Annotated in this window: 14 protein-coding genes and 1 tRNA gene; 5 read left to right on the top strand and 10 right to left on the bottom strand. The window is 61.0% G+C overall.

Translation table 11 applies throughout. The features are described from left to right. Positions 1-21: 21 nt before the first annotated feature. The 4 genes from LPW11_RS00825 to LPW11_RS00810 form a co-directional block, all read right to left on the bottom strand. Positions 22-1,332, bottom strand: coding sequence for a permease (locus LPW11_RS00825; protein ID WP_230996229.1), 1,311 nt, complete (start codon positions 1,330-1,332; stop codon positions 22-24). Continuing rightward, positions 1,329-2,930, bottom strand: a complete 1,602-nt coding sequence (locus LPW11_RS00820; RefSeq protein ID WP_230996228.1) for an N-acyl-D-amino-acid deacylase family protein — start codon at positions 2,928-2,930, stop codon at positions 1,329-1,331. The genes LPW11_RS00825 and LPW11_RS00820 overlap by 4 nt, the downstream gene beginning before the upstream one ends. 327 nt (positions 2,931-3,257) lie before the next feature. Next, positions 3,258-5,102 carry a cache domain-containing protein gene (locus tag LPW11_RS00815; protein WP_230996227.1) on the bottom strand — a complete coding sequence of 615 codons (1,845 nt, stop codon included), beginning with the start codon at positions 5,100-5,102 and terminating at the stop codon, positions 3,258-3,260. 442 nt (positions 5,103-5,544) lie between these two features. Beyond that, positions 5,545-5,619, bottom strand: a tRNA-Gly gene (locus LPW11_RS00810). 419 nt (positions 5,620-6,038) lie between these two features. On the opposite strand from LPW11_RS00810, the gene LPW11_RS00805 reads away from it, so the two are divergent. After that, positions 6,039-6,395: a hypothetical protein gene (locus tag LPW11_RS00805; RefSeq protein ID WP_230996226.1), complete on the top strand. Its 357-nt coding sequence runs from the start codon at positions 6,039-6,041 to the stop codon at positions 6,393-6,395. A gap of 20 nt (positions 6,396-6,415) precedes the next feature. Continuing rightward, a complete protein-coding gene (locus tag LPW11_RS00800; protein WP_230996225.1) occupies positions 6,416-6,904 on the top strand; it encodes a glycine zipper family protein in 489 nt (162 codons plus the stop codon). Positions 6,905-7,049: 145 nt separating this feature from the next. On the opposite strand, the gene LPW11_RS00795 is transcribed toward LPW11_RS00800, so the two are convergent. The 6 genes from LPW11_RS00795 to LPW11_RS00770 form a co-directional block, all read right to left on the bottom strand. Continuing rightward, positions 7,050-7,751 (bottom strand): phosphatase PAP2 family protein, encoded by a 702-nt coding sequence (locus LPW11_RS00795; RefSeq protein ID WP_230996224.1) that lies wholly within the window; start codon positions 7,749-7,751, stop codon positions 7,050-7,052. A 139-nt stretch (positions 7,752-7,890) separates the two neighbouring features. Then, positions 7,891-9,033, bottom strand: coding sequence for an acyl-CoA dehydrogenase (locus LPW11_RS00790; protein ID WP_230996223.1), 1,143 nt, complete (start codon positions 9,031-9,033; stop codon positions 7,891-7,893). An 80-nt stretch (positions 9,034-9,113) separates the two neighbouring features. Beyond that, positions 9,114-9,896 carry an enoyl-CoA hydratase-related protein gene (locus LPW11_RS00785; protein ID WP_230996222.1) on the bottom strand — a complete coding sequence of 261 codons (783 nt, stop codon included), beginning with the start codon at positions 9,894-9,896 and terminating at the stop codon, positions 9,114-9,116. A gap of 75 nt (positions 9,897-9,971) precedes the next feature. Further along, positions 9,972-10,817: a 3-hydroxybutyryl-CoA dehydrogenase gene (locus LPW11_RS00780; RefSeq protein ID WP_230996221.1), complete on the bottom strand. Its 846-nt coding sequence runs from the start codon at positions 10,815-10,817 to the stop codon at positions 9,972-9,974. 99 nt (positions 10,818-10,916) lie between these two features. Then, complete coding sequence (locus LPW11_RS00775; protein ID WP_230996220.1) at positions 10,917-12,092, bottom strand: thiolase family protein; 1,176 nt, start codon at positions 12,090-12,092, stop codon at positions 10,917-10,919. Positions 12,093-12,449: 357 nt separating this feature from the next. Next, positions 12,450-12,644: a hypothetical protein gene (locus LPW11_RS00770; RefSeq protein WP_230996219.1), complete on the bottom strand. Its 195-nt coding sequence runs from the start codon at positions 12,642-12,644 to the stop codon at positions 12,450-12,452. Positions 12,645-13,517: 873 nt separating this feature from the next. Between LPW11_RS00770 and LPW11_RS00765 the strand changes: the two genes are divergently transcribed. From LPW11_RS00765 to LPW11_RS00755, 3 genes are read left to right on the top strand one after another with little or no spacing between them, the layout of a single operon-like run. Next, complete coding sequence (locus tag LPW11_RS00765) at positions 13,518-14,711, top strand: flagellar assembly protein T N-terminal domain-containing protein (RefSeq protein ID WP_230996218.1); 1,194 nt, start codon at positions 13,518-13,520, stop codon at positions 14,709-14,711. Next, positions 14,708-16,693 (top strand): CsgG/HfaB family protein, encoded by a 1,986-nt coding sequence (locus tag LPW11_RS00760; protein WP_230996217.1) that lies wholly within the window; start codon positions 14,708-14,710, stop codon positions 16,691-16,693. The genes LPW11_RS00765 and LPW11_RS00760 overlap by 4 nt, the downstream gene beginning before the upstream one ends. Positions 16,694-16,703: 10 nt before the next feature. After that, positions 16,704-18,908 carry a fibronectin type III domain-containing protein gene (locus tag LPW11_RS00755; protein ID WP_230996216.1) on the top strand — a complete coding sequence of 735 codons (2,205 nt, stop codon included), beginning with the start codon at positions 16,704-16,706 and terminating at the stop codon, positions 18,906-18,908. Positions 18,909-18,940 lie beyond the last annotated feature (32 nt).

Raw genomic sequence — 18,940 nt, 5'->3', positions numbered from 1 at the left:
GCTCCCGCCGCCCCCTTTACCTCACGCCGTGGCGATGCTAAAGAGCACCAGGAAGGTGAGCTGGCACAGCGCCACCATCCAGCCGTTTCGCAGCATCGATTTCATGTCGGAAGACTCCGCAAATCCAAGGGAGCTCACCATATTGGCCCCGGGGAAGACGAAGTTGTTCACCCTCGTCGCCACCACCAGCGCCAGCGACCACGCCAGGAGCGACACGCCGTAACGGGAAAGGAGCGGGTTGAACATCTCGTTCAGGAGCTTCATGGTGGCGACAGTCGCCCCGCTGATCCCGAAAGCGCCCAGGAAGCCGCCGCTGATGACGATGAACGGCTTTCCTCCAAACTCCATCATCGGCTTGATGAGCTGCGCGAGCGCGTTGAATCCCCCCGCCTGCTGCACGAAGACGATGAACGGATCGAGCAGGAGAAAGAGGAGGAAAAGCCCCACGTTTCCCGCCATCCCCTTTACCACGAGCTCCAGGATCTCCCCCAGCTTCAGGCCGCCGGCAAAGCCGGTCGCCAGCGCGAGCCCGAGCATGATCACCACCACAAACGATGTCGGAGCTTTCACCGCTATCCCGTACAGGACGGCGGCAAGGAAGACGGCACAAAAGACGATAGTGGCGCGGTGGCTTTCCCTGGTCGGTTCGAACCTCTCCGTGTTCTCCGGCTCCTCGTAGGCGGCCGAATCCTTCGTCCTCGCCTGGATCCTCTGGATCATGAACCAGGTGACGACCAGGGTGATGAGGGCGACGGGACCGGAGACAAAGAGGAGCATGGAGCCGTAGCTTATCTTCGTGAGCCCCAGCAGCGTGATTACGGGAGGGGTGAACGGTCCGAGTATCAGCGCCTCTTCGCCGACTGCCTGGAAGATGACGGCGACGGTGCTGCGGGAAAGACCTACTGCGGCGGCGATCGGAAGGACGATCGGCGCGATGATGGCATTTCCCCCCGCCATCGTGCCGAGGAGTCCCACCATGACGAGACACGCGGCCATGATGCCGAACATCGCCTTTTTCTCGCTGTCGACGCCGACACTGTAGATGATGCGGTGCACGATGGTGTGCGACACCTTCGTGGCGCAGAGCACCTCCCCGAGACCTCGCCCGAGCATGATGATGAGACCGACGAGGGCGAGAAAGGACCCCATGGCGTTGGCAAAGGCCGCAGCAAAGGAGGTGAGCGACTGGTGGCTGAGGATGCCGCCAAGGATCACGCAGATGGCTGTGGCGGGGAGGATCTCCATGTCCCGGAAGACAAGGACGATGTACACCAGGAGTGGAGCGAGCCCCACAAGCCCCTTCAGGAGCTCGGGGTCGAACGGAGTTGTCATTTCTTTACCTGCCCTCTGCGCAGCACGCGTCCCGGCAGGTTGCCGGTCCCCTTGCCGTTCTCGATGACCGGCTCGCCATCGACGAAAAGATGCACCACACCCTGCGCATAGCGGTGCGGCTGACTGTAATCGGCGCGATCCGCGATGGTGGCCGGATCGAAAAGCACGAGGTCTGCCGCAAAGCCGGGCCGGATCACCCCGCGGTCGCTGAGACCGATTCTCTGCGCGGGGAGCCCTGTCATCTTGTGGACCGCGCTTTCCAGCGACAGAAGCTGCCTCTCCCGCACATAATGCCCGAGGACGCGCGGGAAGGTCCCGTAGGAGCGGGGGTGCGTCGCTTCGCCCGCGGCGCCTCCCGCCTCGAGCGCATTGCCGTCGGAGCCGACCGCCACCCCCCGCTCTTTCAGGATCTCTTCCACGTCCTCCTCAGCCATGGAAAAGAAGATAGCTCCCACCGCACCTTCTTCCTCCACAATGAGGCGTGCTGCGGCTTCCTCCGGGGTGCACCCCCAGTGACGACCTACCTGTTCGAGCGTCCGGCCGGAGAGGGGGCGGTTTGCGCGGGTGGCGCAGTTTGAGACGACGATCCCGGAGGCACCTTCGCGCTGCGCGATCTCGCGCGCCATCTCCGCCATGATCCTCTCGCTGAGCTCCTGGTCCTGGAGCCGCTCCAACAGGGAAGCGACGCCCCCTTCGTGCGCCCATTGCGGCACAATGGCGGAGAGGGTGGTGGCGGATGCGTGGTAGGGGTATTGGTCCGCTGCGATGTCCACCCCGGTCCCCCGCGCCTTCGCGAGTCGCTCCAGCACCTTCCTCGCGCCGCCGCGATTGCTCTGCCCCATCGCCTTTAGATGGGAAATCTGGACCCGCACCTCCGCCTCGCGCCCGATACGCACCGCCTCGTCCAGCGCGTCGTACAAACTTTCCCCCTCGCCGCGGATATGGCTGGTGTAGATCGCACTGCTGCGGGCGAGGATCCGGGCAAGGGCAATGATTTCCTCTGTCGTTGCGTAGCTCCCGGGAGGATAGATGAGGCCGGTGGACATCCCCCACGCCCCCTGGGAGAGCGCCTCCTCCAGAAGGTGCCGCATCCGTTCCAGCTCCGCCTCCGTCGGCGGGCGATTCTCGAGGCCAAGCCCCGCGATACGCAGGGAAGCGTGCCCCACCAGCGGCGCCTGGTGCAGGGCTATTCCCGCACGCTCCACCGCGTCGGCATAGGAGGAGAAATCGCTCCAGGCGAAGTCGCCGCCGGGGAGGGTGAAGTCGTGCATGCGCAGGAAGTCGGAGAATTCCTTCCGGTGGCTTTGCCGCACGGGAAAAACGCCGAGGCCGCAATTGCCGGTCACTTCCAGCGTTACCCCCTGAAAGGCCTTACTTTCCATGTGGGGGTAGTTGAAGAGGGTGGAGTCTGTATGGCTGTGGATGTCGATAAAGCCGGGGGCAAGGACGAGGCCTTCGGCATCGATAATCGTGGCGCCTGCTGCGCCCCCCGTCCCGACTGTGGTTATCCTGCCGTCTCGCACCGCTACGTCACTTCGAAAGGCGGGACTTCCGGAACCATCCACGACTGTAGCGCACTTGAAGAGATATGAGGCCATAGATCGAGTTATTCCTGTTCGCTTTTTGCCAGCTGTGACCGAAACGCCCTATTTAATATCACCACTTCGATGGTTTCCTCAAGAAGGTAATAAGGGAATTGCACAGCCTGCGTCGCTTGTGGGGAAATGGCGAGGCATTTTCTGCCGCCTGCGGGGTTAGCTCTTCGCGATGCAGAGCGGTGGCGGGCTGAGGCTTCACTGCACTGGAAAGAGGAAGAAGGGGGCCGTACGCGCTGATGATCGACAGGTGCCCCCCTTGCGAACTGCATCGATCGCCCACCACAGCGTCACGGCGCTCCCCTCCTGCGCCTTTTGTGGTACTCCGCGTCAGGCCCCGATCGGGAGGGTAAGGGTAAAGGTGGCACCACTTCCAGGCCCATCGCTGTGGACGGTCAGAGAGCCGCCCATACCTTTGGCAGCGAGTGCACAGGAATGCAGGCCGAAGCCGTTACCGTTCCTGCGCGTGGTGAAGCCGTGATTGAAGATTCGTGTGAGGTTCTCCGCCGGGATGCCTATGCCGTCGTCTGCGATGGAAATGCGCAAGCTTTCCTCGTCCACTACCCCGGCGGAAATGGTAATTCGTCCGCCACTCCCCTCGCGAGCACAGACCGCCTGCTTGGCGTTCCGGATCAGATTGACCAGAATCTGGAGCACCCGCGCCCTGTCCAGTGAAAATTCCTGCATCTCGTCAATATCTTCCACTATGGTCACACCGCTTCCGGCCGCGGAGTCGGCGTCCATACGCAACGCGTCGCTGACCAGGTCACGGACCTGCAAGTGCTCGACGATGCTCGTCGTGCCGGCAAAGCGCTGCTGAGTCACAACAATCTGCTTTATGTGCTCCACGCTGCGGATCAGCGCATCGATCTCCTTCTCGATATCCTGATGTTCCATCTCCATAACCTCCACTACCTTCGCCAGATACTCCGGAAGGAGTTTCCCCCTGTCGTCGGTGGAGAGGTAAGCAGCAAGGTCGTCTCTGTGCTCCTGCATCATCCCCACGGCCTTCCGGAGTGCAGGAGCCTTCGAGCTACGAATGCACTGGTTGATGATGCCGGCAGATACGTTCACGCTATTCAGCACGTTGCCAACGTTGTGCAGGACTATTGTTGCCGTCTCGGCCATTCCCGCCAGGCGTGACGCATACATGAGATCGCTCTGTGCCTCGCGCAGGGCACGTTCCTGCTTCCGGCGCTCGGTAATGTCGAGGATCACTCCCACGAGTCCCGCAGGAAGGCCCGCGGCGTCGCGGTAGACAGCCTTGAGGAAGATGACGTCGAGGTGGGTCCCGGCGGCGCTTTTGACCGAGCATTCGTATGTTTGCACCCCCCCGCCTGCAAAGAGCTCAAGGTCCATCCGGTGGTATTGGTCCGCAAGATGGACGGGCCAGAGGTCGTGCACTGTCCTCCCCACAAGATCCTCGCGCTTCACCTGGACAAACTCTTCATACGCGACATTACATTCGCAGTAGCGCCCAGCGCGGTCCTTTACGAAGATGGGACTGGGAATGGTGTCGAGCAATACCTGCAGGAAGCGAAACTGCTTGTGGATGGCGTCCGCGGAGCGTCTGCGGATATGAAGCACAAAAAGGCCGAACGACAGGAAGATAGCGGCCTCGGCGGTGTTGATCGCCACTACTTTCAGACCCAATGCTCTGCGGTCGCTTTCCACCCCAACGAAGAGTGCGCCGATAGTCTTCCCGCTAGCGTCCTTTATCGGGTCATAGGCGGTGACATAAGGCTTGCCGAGGACTCGGGCATCCCCCCGGTACGGGAGTCCCTTCCTGATGACCATGTCATAGACGGGACTTGTGAGCTTTGTTCCGATAGCCCGGCGGCCATGGCGGTCTTCCACATTTGTTGCCACCCTGGTATCGCCCATAAACACCGTGGCTCTGTTGCCAGTGATGGCGAGTACCTCGTCCGGCACATCCGAGTTCCCGTTTATCACATAACTGCCCACCAGAAGGCGGCCGCGGTCCTCGTGGAAGTAGCTCCCCTTTCCCTTGCTGTGCAGGAGATGCCAGAAAAGCCTCAGCGAAGTTTCAACGTGAACTTGTGCCTGTCGCTTCCCCTCCGCGCGTACCTGCTCAAATATGACAGCGTTCGCAATAGTCATGACCATCGCCACTGCGACAACCGAGAGAAGGATGAAAGGAAATTTTTGCTTCATGTGACGTCTCAACGACCCCCTGCCACTCCGCTAAAGCCTTATAACAGCAACGAGTAGAGACTCTCACCGGAGGCTCTCAGCCGCAAAAAGCAGTGGCTCCCCAATGTATCGGCCGGGGTTGGAAAGGCATGAGAGAAAAAAGTGGCGCTACAAGGGGCTGTAACGAATCCGCAACGGTAGAGACGAGTCATTGGCGCAAATGAAGGGCCTCTTTCTCTGTACCCACAATTCCTGCCGATCGAGGCCGGAGGCGGCGAACTGTGGAGGGCGTGGGAGGAGGAGAAGGCAATAACCGTAGCTGGCATTCAAGGACCTGCACAGAGGACTTGCACCTCCTAGTCACCTGCGAGCTACCCACTCTGAGAGGATGGTGCACCACGCGCCCTGCCTGGCGCACAAACAAAAAAAGCCAGACCCGAAGGCCTGGCTGTGTTTGTTTGTTTGGAGCGGGAAACGGGATTCGAACCCGCGACTTCAACCTTGGCAAGGTTGCACTCTACCACTGAGTTATTCCCGCTCAGTGAGGTGACTCTTATAGCAAATGGCGCTGTCGCAGTCAAGAGAAAGAGTTCGCACATCCTTCAACTATTGCATTTGTTTTCTCTAACCCCTAATCCGCCTCTTATTTGCACATCAACCTCAGGCTCTGCTTCAGAAGTTCTCTCACGGCAAATTTCCACCATTGCATTTTTCCCTTTCCTGCACGCGCCTGTTGCAGTCTGCCAGGTTGATCCTTCATCCTTTTTGTGATACTTCTACGCCGAAGCGTGCTGTTATCAGATTAAGCGCCGCACAGATGCCTTCATCTACTCTTACCTTCTTTTCCGCATTATTTGCACATTGCTTTCACATTGTTGTAGTACTGTATAATTGCGCTGAAGAGACGTCCCGACATTACATGAACATTTTCTACTTCAGCAAGAGGGGGCGAGTTGCATGAAAGGAACTAGTCGCATTGCTTTGGTTGTCTTTGCCGTCATCCTTGCAGGCGCGGTACCGGCGTCCGCCCGCGGTTACGGCCATGGGCACGGCCACGGCCACGGGGGCGCCAGCGTCTACATCGGGCCGGTGTGGGGCCCGCTGTGGTGGGGCCCGACATACTACTACCCGCCGCCGCGGACCGTGGTGATCGAACGTTCACCGGAGGTGTATGTCCAGCAGGCTCCGGCACCGGAAGCCTCGCAGTACTGGTACTATTGCCAGGATGCCAAGGCTTACTATCCGTATGTGAAACAGTGCCCGGGGGGCTGGCAAACGGTGACGCCTGCCCCGCCACCGGAGGAGGGTGAGTAGCAATGAATGCACGGATGCGAATGATATCAGCACTGATGCTTTTTGCCGTGGGCGGCTGCGCCACGCTGCCGAGCGGCCCAAGCGTGCTGGTGCTCCCGTCGGAGGGGAAGCCGTTTGAACAGTTCCAGGGCGAGGATGCCATGTGCCGCGATTGGGCGGGGGGGCAGGTCGGCATTTCGCCGCAGCAGGCTTCGAAGGAGAGCACCATCAACGGCGCGGCTATCGGCACGGTGCTCGGCGCAGGAATCGGTGCGGCCCTCGGAGCTGCAGGGGGCGATCCGGGCGCGGGCGCCGCTTTCGGGGCAGGAACCGGGCTCCTTTTCGGAACGGCTGCAGGCGCAGATTCGGCGCAGACGTACGGGTGGCAGGCGCAGCGCAGGTATGATAACGCCTACCTGCAGTGCATGTATTCCTACGGCAACCAGATCCCCTCGGTTGCTGCGAAGCGCCGTACGGTGCGTGCCGTTCCTCCCCCTCCGCCCCCTCCTTCATACGAGGACCGCTACTGAGATAACCTCCGGCCGTAATGAAAAAAGGTCGTGCCCGCGTGAGGCATGACCTTTTTTTCGTCCGGGGACAGAGGTTGGAGGGGGACAGAGGTTGGAGGGGGACAGGCACCTTTTGACAAAGGAGCCAGTCCCCACACGGGCGCATTCAGGTGAGATGCTTTACGCACGACACGAGGCCGCGCGCGAGGTGGCGAATCGGGTCGAAGAGCAGGACGACCTGGTAGCTCACGAAAAAGAAGCAGACGTAGAAAAATCCGGGGCAGTCCTCCTCCACTCTCAACGCGCGATGCGTCATTATCCACCTCACCCGGTCGAAGCGAATGAGCATCCCCAGCAGGATGCCGAGGGCGGCGCCTGCGACAATGTCCGTCGGCTGGTGCAGCCCGAGATAGATCCTTGGCAGGCAGATGAAGATGAAGGAATGGACGTAGGCGCAGATGCCGAGCCACCTGGAGAGGAGTAAGATGCCGGTGGCCAAGACGAAGAAGAGCGCGGCATGGTCGCTGGGGAAGGCGCTCCAGCCGCTCAAAACGGTGGGATCGGCGCTATAGGGGAGGACGAAATGAATCGCCGGGTTGTGCACCGGACGAGGTCTGAAAGGCAGGACCATGGAAAGAGTGCGGGCAACGAATATGGCTATGAAGCAGGCAATGAGCGTCGCGAGTACATATTCCTTGTCGCGATACTCACCTCTGTTGCGAAACCAGAGCCACCAAAGGATAGGAATGACAAAGCCTCCTTTCACAAGTGGATTGGAGGCAAAGGTGCAAACCATCTCATCGAAGGCTTTTGACTGGTTGGCAAAGCTGTTAAAGAACAGCATTATCTCTAGATCGAACCGGTTCATGACGCCCTCCTCGGTTCCAGTGGGCTATCAGGGTAAGCACAATAACCTTACCACAACATGAACCGTTCTGTAGGTCGCCTGCTGCCGCTACTGCGAGGAATCATGCGTCAAACAAAGACTTTTGAGTATGGGGCTTTCGCTATGCCTGGAGGAGGTGCTTTGCTATGATTACCCGCTGCACTTCGCTCGTCCCTTCATAGATCTCGGTGATTTTCGCATCGCGGTACATCCGCTCTACTTCGTACTCCTCGACATACCCATACCCGCCATGGATCTGGATCGCCTCTTTGGTCACATAGGTGGCGGTCTCGGAGGCGAGGAGCTTTGCCACGGCCGACTCGAAGGCGTAGCTGCCCCCGGCGTCCTTGACGCAGGCGGCCTTGTAGGTGGCCAGCCTGCTCGACTCGATGCGCAGGTACATGTCGGCCAGCTTGAACTGGATCCCCTGCAGGTCGCTGATGGGGGCGCCGAACTGCCGACGCTCTTTGGAGTATGAGAGGGCGAGGGCGAAGGCGCCCTCGGCAATCCCGAGAGCCTGCGCCGCTATCCCTATCCGGCCGCCGTTCAAGGTCTCCATCGCCACCCGGAATCCCTGCCCCTCGCTCCCCAGCAGGTTCTCCGCCGGGACCCGCACCCCGTCGAGCGCAAACGCGGTGGTGAAACTGCCGCGGATGCCGAGCTTTTTCTCGTTTCGCAGGATCTCCACACCCGGGGAGGCGAGATCGACGATGAAGGCGGAGATCCCCTTGTGCTTGAGCGAGCGGTCAGACGTGGCGAAGACGATTCCGGTGCCGCGATACCCGCCGTTGGTGATGAAGATCTTGCTGCCGCTGATGACGAAGTAGTCGCCGTCCCTGCGATATGTGGTGGAGATGCTCGCCGCGTCACTGCCGGACCCCGGTTCGGAGAGGAGAAAGCAGCCGATGACTTCTCCGGAGGCGAGCGGGGTGAGCCAGCGCCGCTTCTGCTCTTCCGTCCCGAAGCGGTAGATCGGGTCGCAGGCCAGGGAGGTATGGGCGGAAATGACGACCCCGCTCGAGGCGCACGCCTTCGACACTTCCTCTACGACTATGGCGTAGGAGAGGGTATCAAGCCCCGCACCGCCGTACTCCTGCGGCAGGTAGCTCCCCAAAAGCCCGAGCTCCGCCATCTTGCGCACCAGCGCGTCGGGGACGGCATGCTCCTCGTCTATTTGCCTCGCCAGCGGCTTTACTTCCTTCACGACAAAGTCCCGGACGCTATCGCGCAGCACCTTGTGGTCTTGGCTCAGTTCAAAGTCCATGAGGCCCTCTTTCTATAGGTTCATCGGAAAAGGGGAAGAGCTCTGCTTGCCGCCCCCCCTCTTTCCTCTGCGCAGGAAGACTACCTCCCGGTAAAGCTCGGCTTTCTCTTCTCCACAAACGCCTCCAGCCCTTCCTTCCGGTCATCCGTCGCGAAGAGGACGCCAAAGAGGGTGGCCTCGTAATTGAGCGCATCCTCTTTCGCCATGTTGAGCCCGCGGGCGATGGCGTCCTTTGCGTACTGCACCCCCAGCGCCCCCTGCCGGGCTATCTCTTTCGCCGTTTCCAGAGCCTTCGGCATCAGGTCGGCCGCGTGGAAAACTTCGTTCACCACACCCCAGGCGAGCGCCTTCTCCGCGCTTATCATCCTCCCGCTGAAGATCATCTCATGCGCACGGTTCGGACCGATGAGGCGCGCGAGGTTCTGAGTGCCGCCAAAGCCGGGCATGATGCCGAGACCGACTTCGGGGAAGCCGAACTTCGCGTTTTCCGATGCATAGATGAAATCGCAGGCGAGGGCCAGCTCGAGTCCGCCGCCGAGGGCAAAGCCGTTCACCGCTGCGATGACCGGCTTTTTCAGGCGCTCCATGGCGATGACCACATCCTGCCCCTTCGTGGCAAACTGGTGCGCCTGGAACGAGTTCAGGTTGGACATCTCCTTTATGTCGGCTCCCGCCACGAACGCTTTTTCCCCGGCGCCGGTAATGACCACCACCTTCACCGAGGCGTCCTCGTTGATCTCCCGAAGGGCGAAGGCGAGTTCAGCGAGGGTGGCGCTGTTCAAGGCGTTGAGGCTCGCCGGGCGGTTGACGGTGAGTATCAGGACTCCTTCCTGGCGGTCCATCAGCAGGTTTCGTAGCTCCATATTTTCCCTCCTTTATCTGAAAAGGCGCAGCGTTGACCTCTTCGCCGCAGTCTCTCGGCTCGACCGGCCGCGAAATCAATAGATGTAGAAGCCACGCCCCGACTTTTTCCCCAGTTGCCCCGCCTGCACCATCTTCACCAGGAGTGGGCATGGCCGGTACTTCGGATCCTTGAAGCCGTCGTAGAGGACAGTGGCGATGGCGAGGACGGTGTCGAGCCCGATGAAGTCCGCCAAGGCGAGGGGCCCCATCGGCTGGTTCGTGCCGAGCTTCATCCCCTTGTCTATGTCCTCGGCGGTGGCGATCCCCTCGTGGAGCGCAAAAATGGCCTCGTTTAGCATCGGAATGAGGACCCGGTTCACGATGAATCCGGGGTAGTCCTGCGATACCGCCATCTCTTTCCCGATGCTTGCCACCAGTGACGCGGTGGTGGTGAAGGTCTCGTCGCTGGTGGCGACGCCGCGGATCACCTCCACGAGTTGCATGATCGGCACCGGGTTCATGAAGTGCATCCCGATGACCTTCTCGGGGCGCCTCGTGGCGGAGGCGATCTTGGTGATGGGAATGGAAGAGGTATTGGAGGCGAGAATGGCGTCGGGTCTGGCGGTCTCGTCGAGGGTTTTGAATATTTCCAGCTTCACCGCTTCGTTTTCGGTGACTGCCTCTATAAAGAAATCGCATCCCGAGAGGCCGGAAATGTCAAGGGTGGCGCTGATCCGCTGCAGCGTGTCGCCGATAGCGCTCTCCTCGATGGTCCCCTTTTTGGCCTGGCGCTCCAGGTTTTGCCCGATGGAGGAGCGGGCCCGGTCGAGCTGGGACTGCGAGAGGTCGAAAAGGGTGACGCCGTACCCTTTCTGCGCGAAGACGTGGGCGATGCCGCTCCCCATCTGCCCTGCGCCGAGGACTCCGACAGAGTTGATCATGGCTTTTCCCTCCAAAGATAGACCCATTCCCCCAGTCTCCCTTCAAAGGCGGGAGCATGGGAGGCAGTCGCGTAATAAAAATGGTTGGAACAGGACGAGCTACACGCGTTCTATGATCGCCGCGACCGCTTCACCTCCGCCATTGCAGAGGGTGGCGAGGCCGTAGCGGGCTTTTCTGCGCCGCAGTTCACGCACAAGGGTGGTCACGAGCCTGGCGCCGCTGGCACCGATCGGATGCCCGAGGGCGCAGGCGCCGCCATTTACGTTCACCTTCTCCAGGGGGAGATCGTGTTTCCTCATGGCGAGGAGCGTGACGGAAGCAAACGCCTCGTTGATCTCGAAAAGGTCGATCTCGCCGACCTTGAGGCCTGCCGCGGCGCAGACGCGCTCTATGGCTGAGACCGGCGCCTCGGGGAAGAGGTCGGGGTGGAGGCTCGCGGTGCTGTAGGCGACGAGCCGCGCCTTGGGGCTCAGGTCGTAGCGCCGCAGCGCTTCTGAGCCGGCAACGAGGCAGGCCGCAGCGCCGTCGCTGATGCTGGAGGCGTTTCCTGCGGTGATGGTGCCATCCTTCGCGAAGGCGGGCCGCAGCTGGGTGAGCCTGGAAAGGTCTACCTTGAACGGCTCCTCGTCGCGGCTTACGGTTTCCGTCCCCTTCTTGCCGCTCTTCACCACGGGAACGATCTCGCCGTCGAAGAGGCCGCTTTGCGATGCCTCCTGTGCGAGTTGGTAGGAGCGCAATGCAAATTGATCCTGCGCCTCGCGGCTGATGCCGTGCCGGGACGCACTCTCCTCGCCGATCTCCCCCATGTGGCGGCCGCTGTACGGGTCCTGCAGGCCGTCGTAGACCATCAGGTCGAGGAGTTCCCCATGCCCCATCCGGTACCCCGAGCGTGCCTTCTTGAGGAAAAATGGCGCCTGCGACATGCTCTCCATGCCGCCGGCGACGACAACCTCCGAGGCACCGAGGCGGATGCTGTCGGCGGCGAGCATGATGGACTTGATGCCGCTGCTGCAGACCTTGTTGATGGTGAGGGCGTGGGCGGTATCGGGGATCCCGGCGGCGCGCATCGCCTGACGGGCGGGAGCCTGCCCGCATCCGCCGGAAAGCACCTGTCCGAGTATGACCTCGTTCACCGCCTCCGGAGGGAGGGTGCAGTTGCGCAAAAGCCCCTGAATGACGGCAGCCGCCAGTTGCGGTGCGGAAAGCTCGGCGAGGGATCCTCCGAGGGAACCGCAGGGAGTTCTCAGTGCCTCAGCTATAAAGACATCCTGCATGTGCCACCTCCCAGATATCTGATCAGATATCTGACTTTAGGATACACGGCACATTACAGCGGTGTCAAATGAGCGGCACTGATTAGTCTGTTCACAGCTTAAACTGAGAGAGAAGAGGATCTATCTTTTCCTCAGAGAAAGGATCAGCAGGAGGGGGCTATGACTGAGATGCTTCAAGCAGGCGGGCGATGCTATGAGGATCTTTCATACCGCCGTGAGTAAAAAAACATTGCCGAGAAGAGATGAAAGAATCTGTGCTTCGACTCTCTCTCTTCTCGGTCCGTTATTCCAGTACGGTGGGCAATTTTGAAGCGGATATTTCACTCGGTGAAGCATCCAGAAGGGGAAATGGAGATGTCACATGAGAACGGTACTGCCCTGGAGTGGGGAGGTGCTCCCTCTTTTGTCGCCATCGATGCCGTTTTCCATCTTCGAGAGGAGTGCGGTGAGTTGCCTGAAAAGCTCGTTCTTGCCCCGGATGCTTTCGGCCTCGTCTATCTTGGCGAAAAGTCGCTTGTACTCCGCATAAGTCTTCTCAAAGTTGTCTAGCATCAGGGTGCCTCCTTCTGTGTCAGGTTAAAAACTCATAATTGTATACCCGCTAAGACCGACCTTTTCAAGGAAAATTATCCAGCTCTAACAGAGGCACAGAGAGAGGTGTGGCACGAATAAAATCATACACTTACAAATACGCCTCCTCGACTTGGGGCAGGAAGTTGTGGATTTATCGAGCCTTTGTGTGACGCTCGTCACACTCCTTTTCAAAGCTGGCAAAAAAAAAATTTCTGAAAGTGTGATGTATTGTGGAGCCTGACACCGATCGCATATTCAGCTGGAAAAGCGTAACGCACGGTGAGACGTCGTGAACTGCAGATCTACAAGCTTGCCCCCGCTTAGCATCGCCCATGCGGCAGTGTCGGTTTTTTTTCCACTATCGGAACGGCCAGATGAACTGGTGAAAAAAGAGATCAGGATGCCGTTCGTGCAACCACTGCGGAGCTTGCATCTGCGTCCTACCTGGAGCCCCTCGAAGACCCCAGAGCTGAAGGAGCAACTTCCTGAAACTGCAGACACATTTATTGATGCCGAACCTCTCGTTTCGTGCAGCTGCGGAAAGTCGCGTTGGTCCGCTGCCTGGATGCGCGGCTGGTGGAAAAACATGTCCCCGCCGCCGCATCCCGCGCTGTCGGATTTCCTGAAAAGATTAGAAAATTTTGTTGGAATGCTTTACACTTTTTGCCCTCATCACTGGTGCTCCCGAACGTCGACATCAGTCATTTCCTGCTGTTACAGCACAGGCATGTAACGTGCACAATCCGCTACGTTTTGGGGACGGCGTGCTGGCGTTGAAGATCAGCCGCATCTCCCGGCTGTACCACTCCCGTTCCTGTGCCCCGTCTTGAAACCACCGCACCTGGAGTCCCTATGGCTCACGGATACACCGGCGTTTTCCTCTGCATAGTCATGGTGATCTTCGCCCTTGCTGCAGATCCGGCGCGGCCATCTTCCGCGCTTGCGGCACGTGAGGAGACGGTGGAAGCCCGCGGCACTGCTCTGATTGCCGGCAGGAAGGACCAGGCGCGGGACCAGGCGCTTTCCGCCGCCCTGCGCCAGGCGGTGAGGCAGGCGGTCGGCGTCATGGTGGAGTCGGAGTCGCTGGTGCGTAACGAGATACTCGTCTCCGATCAGGTACTCTCCCGAAGCAACGGCTTCATCAAGAAATACTCCATCCTCCACGAGGGTGTGGAGGATGATACGTACGCAGTCGACATACGCGCCGTTGTCTCCGAGGTGAAGCTGCGAAAGGCGCTTGGCGGCATCGGCGTGTCGCTGCGACAGATGGGGAAGCCGAGAATCATGCTCCAGCTCACTGACGGTGCCGGCGAGGCTCACGGGCTGCTCCCTGCCGGCGGAGCAAAGGGTGTGGTCGAGGCACGTATCTGCGATCTCCTCCTTGCAAAAGGGTTCGAGTTGTCCGAAGGCGCTAACGGACTCGCCACAGGTCCCCACGGCCGCCCTTCTGCCAGGACAGCCGATGCAATTGCCAAGGCTTCGAAGAGCGGCGCTGCCGAGATCCTCTTCACGGGGAGTGTCAGCTCCAGGTCGGCTTCAGCCCCCATATCGGGCACCTCCCTGCACCCCTGCCAGGCGTCCGTTTCGGTGAAGGCGGTGAATGCCGACAGCGGCGAGGTGCTGGCGTCCCATAGCGCACATGCCGCGGTGCCCCACATAAACCCGGCTGCCGGTGAGGCCGAGGCGCTCGGCAAGGCTGCCGAGGAGGTGGCCGAGTCCCTTTCCCGACAGATCCTCGCGAACTGGAAACGAAAGGTCGAAGGGACCAGAACGGTGCGCCTGGTGGTATCGGGGCTCGGGGGGTACGACGACCTGAAGTCGTTGAAGACGACCCTGAAGGAGAAGGTGGAGGATCTGGAGGATATCTGGGAGCGAGGCTTCGAAGGGCACACCGCGAACATCGACCTCGAGGTCACCTCTTCCTCCAGCTCTCTCGCGGAGCAGCTTTCGGCGCTGTCGGTGCGGGGGCAGCCGATCGAGGTGGTTTCCTTCACCCCCAATGTCCTCCAGTTGACCCTCAGATCAAAAAATGGTGCTGCGAAATGAAAACATTTTTTTACGGTGCCCTCGTAATCCTCCTGCTTTCGCTGGCAGGGTGTGCCTCCCCGGGGCAGGAGAGCTTTCTGCGCGGGATGGCGCTGGAAAAGAGCAACCGCCTCGACGATGCAGCCACCCTGTATGAAACGGCGGTCGCCGAAAATCCGGGGAACAGGGAGTACGGCGAGGCGCTGGCGCGGGTGAGGAGCGGGCTGGTCTCCCGCTATCTGGAGGCAGCCGGCAAGTCCCTCGAGGCAAAGCCCTTCACCTTCGAGCAGGGGCGCAGCGCACGGGGGATGGTGGACAAGGCTCTGAAGCTCGACGCCACAGACCCGAAGGCCGCGGCACTCTCCGCAGAGGTGGCGGCGAGGATCGAGCTCCTCACCAAGGAGGCTGATAGCCTCTTCGCCGCTTCGTCCCGGGCTGCCGCGAGTAACGACTGGCCGGTCGCGCTGGCAAAGCTTCAGGAGATCAAGGGATTCTACCCGAACCACGCCGATCTCCCGGAGAAGCTCCTCTCCACCGAGACGGCGGCGGTCTCATGGTACCTGCAGGAGGCCCAGAGGGCGAAGGGGCGTGACGATCTCGACACGGCCGCCGAGTCTCTGCGCCGGGCGGCGGTCGTGCAGCCGGAAAACCGGCAGATAGGCGTCATGCTTGCCGACCTCTCCAGGCTCAACTCCCCGGCAGGGTATCTGACGAGGGCGGAGGATGCCGTGAAAAAGGGGGAGCACGGCTCGGCGGTGGCGCTAGCCCGAAGAGGCGTTCTCCTCGCGAAGGACCCGGAAGCGGCAGTGGCGCTCCAGAAGGTCATCGATGGTGCGACCGCTGTCTCTTTCGAGACTGCCGCCGCGGCACTGAAGGAGAAGAAACTCTACGATTCCTATACGCACCTCGCGGATGCCAAGTCTTTTAACCCCGCCGCGCTTGAGGTGCAGAAATCGTCCGAGGTGACCGAGGCGCTGGCTGCAGCAATGGTGGAGAAGGCCACTGCGTACGAGAGTGCGGGGAACCTCGGCAATGCGCTCGTCTGGTTCGAGAAGGGGCAGACGCTGAAGCCCGAGAGTCCCGAGATTGGCGCGCATATCGCCGCATTGCGCGACAAGATCAAGCAGCGCGTGGTGAAAAAGATAGCTGTCATGGATTTCCTCCCGCCTCGCAACAATTCCGACGCCGGCCGGATCGTCACCGACGCCCTTCTTTCCATCATGACCAGGAGCGTCTCCGGCGACATCAAGATCCTGGCGCGCGACGTTCTCGGCGCCCTGCTGAAGGAGATCGAGCTCGGCCAGGCCGGTCTCTACGACATCGAGGGTGCGAAGAAGGCCGGGAAGCTCAAGGGGACGGACGTCTTCATCTTCGGCAACGTCCTCATTTACGACATAGAGAAGGAGCAGGAGGAAGGGGTGAAGCGGGTAAACGCGGTGGTGGGGAAAAAAGCGATCCCGAATCCGGCCTTCGAGATCTGGGCCAAGAGCAACGCCTACCCGAACGAGCAGAAGCTGAGGGAGGCGCCACCGCAGCTCGTGGACGACGAGATCCGGCAGATAATCTCCTACAAGGTCGCCACCCACAAAAAGACCGCCAACGTCAGTATCTCCTTCCGCGTCATCGACGTGGAAAACGGCGAGGTGGTGATCACCAAGACGCTGAAACGGAACAAGGAAGCGGTGGACACCTACCAGGAGGGGGTGGAGTTCGCAAACATCCCTTACAAGGCGCTGCAGCTCCCCTCCGACACGGAGCTCCTGGGGCGCGTCGTGGACAACATCATCGAGGACCTCTCCCACGAAGTGCTGAGCCGATTTCACAATCTCCAGCTCACCTACTACAACCAGGCGGAGAAGTTGAGGAATGCAAAAGCTTATGAGAAGGCGGTGGAATACTACGTCGACGCCATCCTGGTGGAGGAGGTGAAGAACATCTCCACTCAGGTCACGGCAGACTCGCGGCGAGAAATCGAGCAGGTGCTCAGGACGGCAGCGCTGTAAAGGGGATCCCATGCTACGGCTTCTCTTCGTCATCTGCTTCCTTCTCATCGGCCCGTGCGGGAACGCCTGGTCCCTCGACGCGATCCGCCCGAAGCTAGCCTGCTTCCCCTTGGCGCCGGCGAGCATCGACGCCATGGCCTACAACGAGAAGATTTCCTCCCTGCTGGTCAATGCGCTTGACCGTACCGGTGCCGTGGAAGTCGTTGAGCGCAAGAAGATCGAGGGGGTGATCGAGCAGCACGGGCTGAGGCTCGACACCCTCGACCTGACGAGGGTCCGTGAGGTGGGGGAAACAGCCGGGTTTGACTTCATCCTTGCCGGGACCGTGGGAAGGAAAGAGGGGAGGCTCTCCCTGGAGCTTACCCTGATGGGGACCCACACCCAGACGCTGAAGCAAAAGATGGTCTATGAAATGGCGGACGGGGAGATCCTTTCGAAGCTGGAGGAGATCGCAGCTGCCACGGTCCCGAAGATGAGGGACGCGCAGAAGCTCACGGCCACCGTCCTTCCCGCCGCCCCGTCGGCGGAACTCGTACCCCCGGGCGACCTGCAGGCCACCGGGTCCTCCCGCAGCATCAGGGTGCGCTGGAATCATCCCGCCGCGTCCGCCGTCTCCGGTTACAAGGTCTTCCGTTCCACCTCCGAGAACGGCACCTATTCACTCCTTTCCCGCTCCTCGCGCCTCTCGTACAACGACGAGGGGCTCGAGCTGAACGACCGCTTCTACTACAAGGTGAGCGCCCTTGGGAGGGAAGGGGGGGAAAGCCCTCTCTCGTCAGCTGTGCAAGGGGCAACGCTCGTCGTGCCTGCCGCTCCCATATTCATGCAGATTTCTCCCGGCATCCTGAGCGCTGACCTTTCCTGGTACCCGCGGCCCGCCAGCGGAAAGGACCCCATGGTGGCGCCGGTGGCGTATCGAGTCTATCGCGCCGAGGGGGAGACGGCGGATTTCCAGCGGGTGGCGGAGCTGCAGAGTGGCACGACCGCCTACAAGGACCCTTCGCTGCGGGAAGGGACGCGGTACCGCTACTACCTCACTGCGGTGAATGGTTCCGGCGGGGAGAGTGACGAGTCCACCGTCCTCGAGGTTACCACCGTCGGGGGGATGGGAGAGCTTACCGCCTCCTCGAACCTCATCAGGAAGGTCTCCCTGTCGTGGAAGGAGCACCCGCACGCCGGCATCGAAGGGTACGCGGTGTACCGCTCTGCCCAGAAAGAGGGGCCCTTCGACAGGGTCGGGCGCACCGCCACGAGAGGGGGGACCAGCTACCTCGACACGCTCGACTGTGACAACTGCGTCAGGTGGTACCGCATCGCTGCCGTCGGCAAGGACGGCAGCGAGACGCCCCAGGGTCCTGCAGTCTCGGCGACCACCCGGCCGCCTCCCCCTGCACCGCTTGCACCGGTGGCGCGGTCGGGGGAACCGCGGCGCGTAACCGTGGCCTGGCAACCGGCCGCGAGCGCGGAGGACGAAAGCGGAGGGTACTCGGTGTACCGCAGCGAGCGCGGCGAAGGGGACTTCACCCGGATCGCGAGGGTTCCCGAGCGCGTCTACCTCTACGAGGACGCTTCCCCACCCCTGAAGGACAACACCCCCTACTGGTATCGCGTCGCAGCGCTCAACGGGGCGGGGGTGGAGGGGGCTCCCTCGCCGCCGGTACAGGGGGTTACCAAGCAAAAGCCTGCCACTCCGCGCGGCGTAAGCGCGAGGACAGGGGAGGTGCGGAAGGTCTCCATCTATTGGCAGCCGAACCCGGAGCCGGATCTGAAGGAATACCTCGTCTGGCGCAAGGAGAAGGGTGAGAGCTATACGCTCCTTGGCTCCACCAGGATCCCCGGCTTCGTGGACGCGGAGCTCGGTGACGGGGTGCAGCATACCTACTCGGTGAGCGCGGTGGACAGCGACGGGGTAGAGAGCTTCGCTTCCCCCGCGATCGAGGCGAAAACGGCACCAGCGCCGTCGCGGGCCTCGGGAGCGCGAGTCGTCCGGCGCGGCGAGATGGCAGGGATCGTGTGGGAGAAAAATCCCGAGAGCAATATCAGAGCCTACAACGTGTACCGGAAAGTCTTCCTCGGCCGGCAGAAAGTGACGGAGACGACAGCGACGGAGTACCTCTTCAGCGGGAAGGAGAAGGTGGAGCTCTTTGTCACAGCTGTGAACGCAGACGGACTGGAAGGAGAGCCTTCGGAGCCGGTGGTGCTGGAGTATCAGTGATGCCGGACGCCGCGTCGGTCCAGGGCATCCGC

Origin of the sequence: Geomonas sp. RF6 (assembly GCF_021044625.1) — a bacterium.
Taxonomy (GTDB): domain Bacteria; phylum Desulfobacterota; class Desulfuromonadia; order Geobacterales; family Geobacteraceae; genus RF6.
The sequence above is the reverse complement of the archived record's forward strand: the minus strand, read 5'-3'. Positions and strand labels throughout refer to the sequence as shown.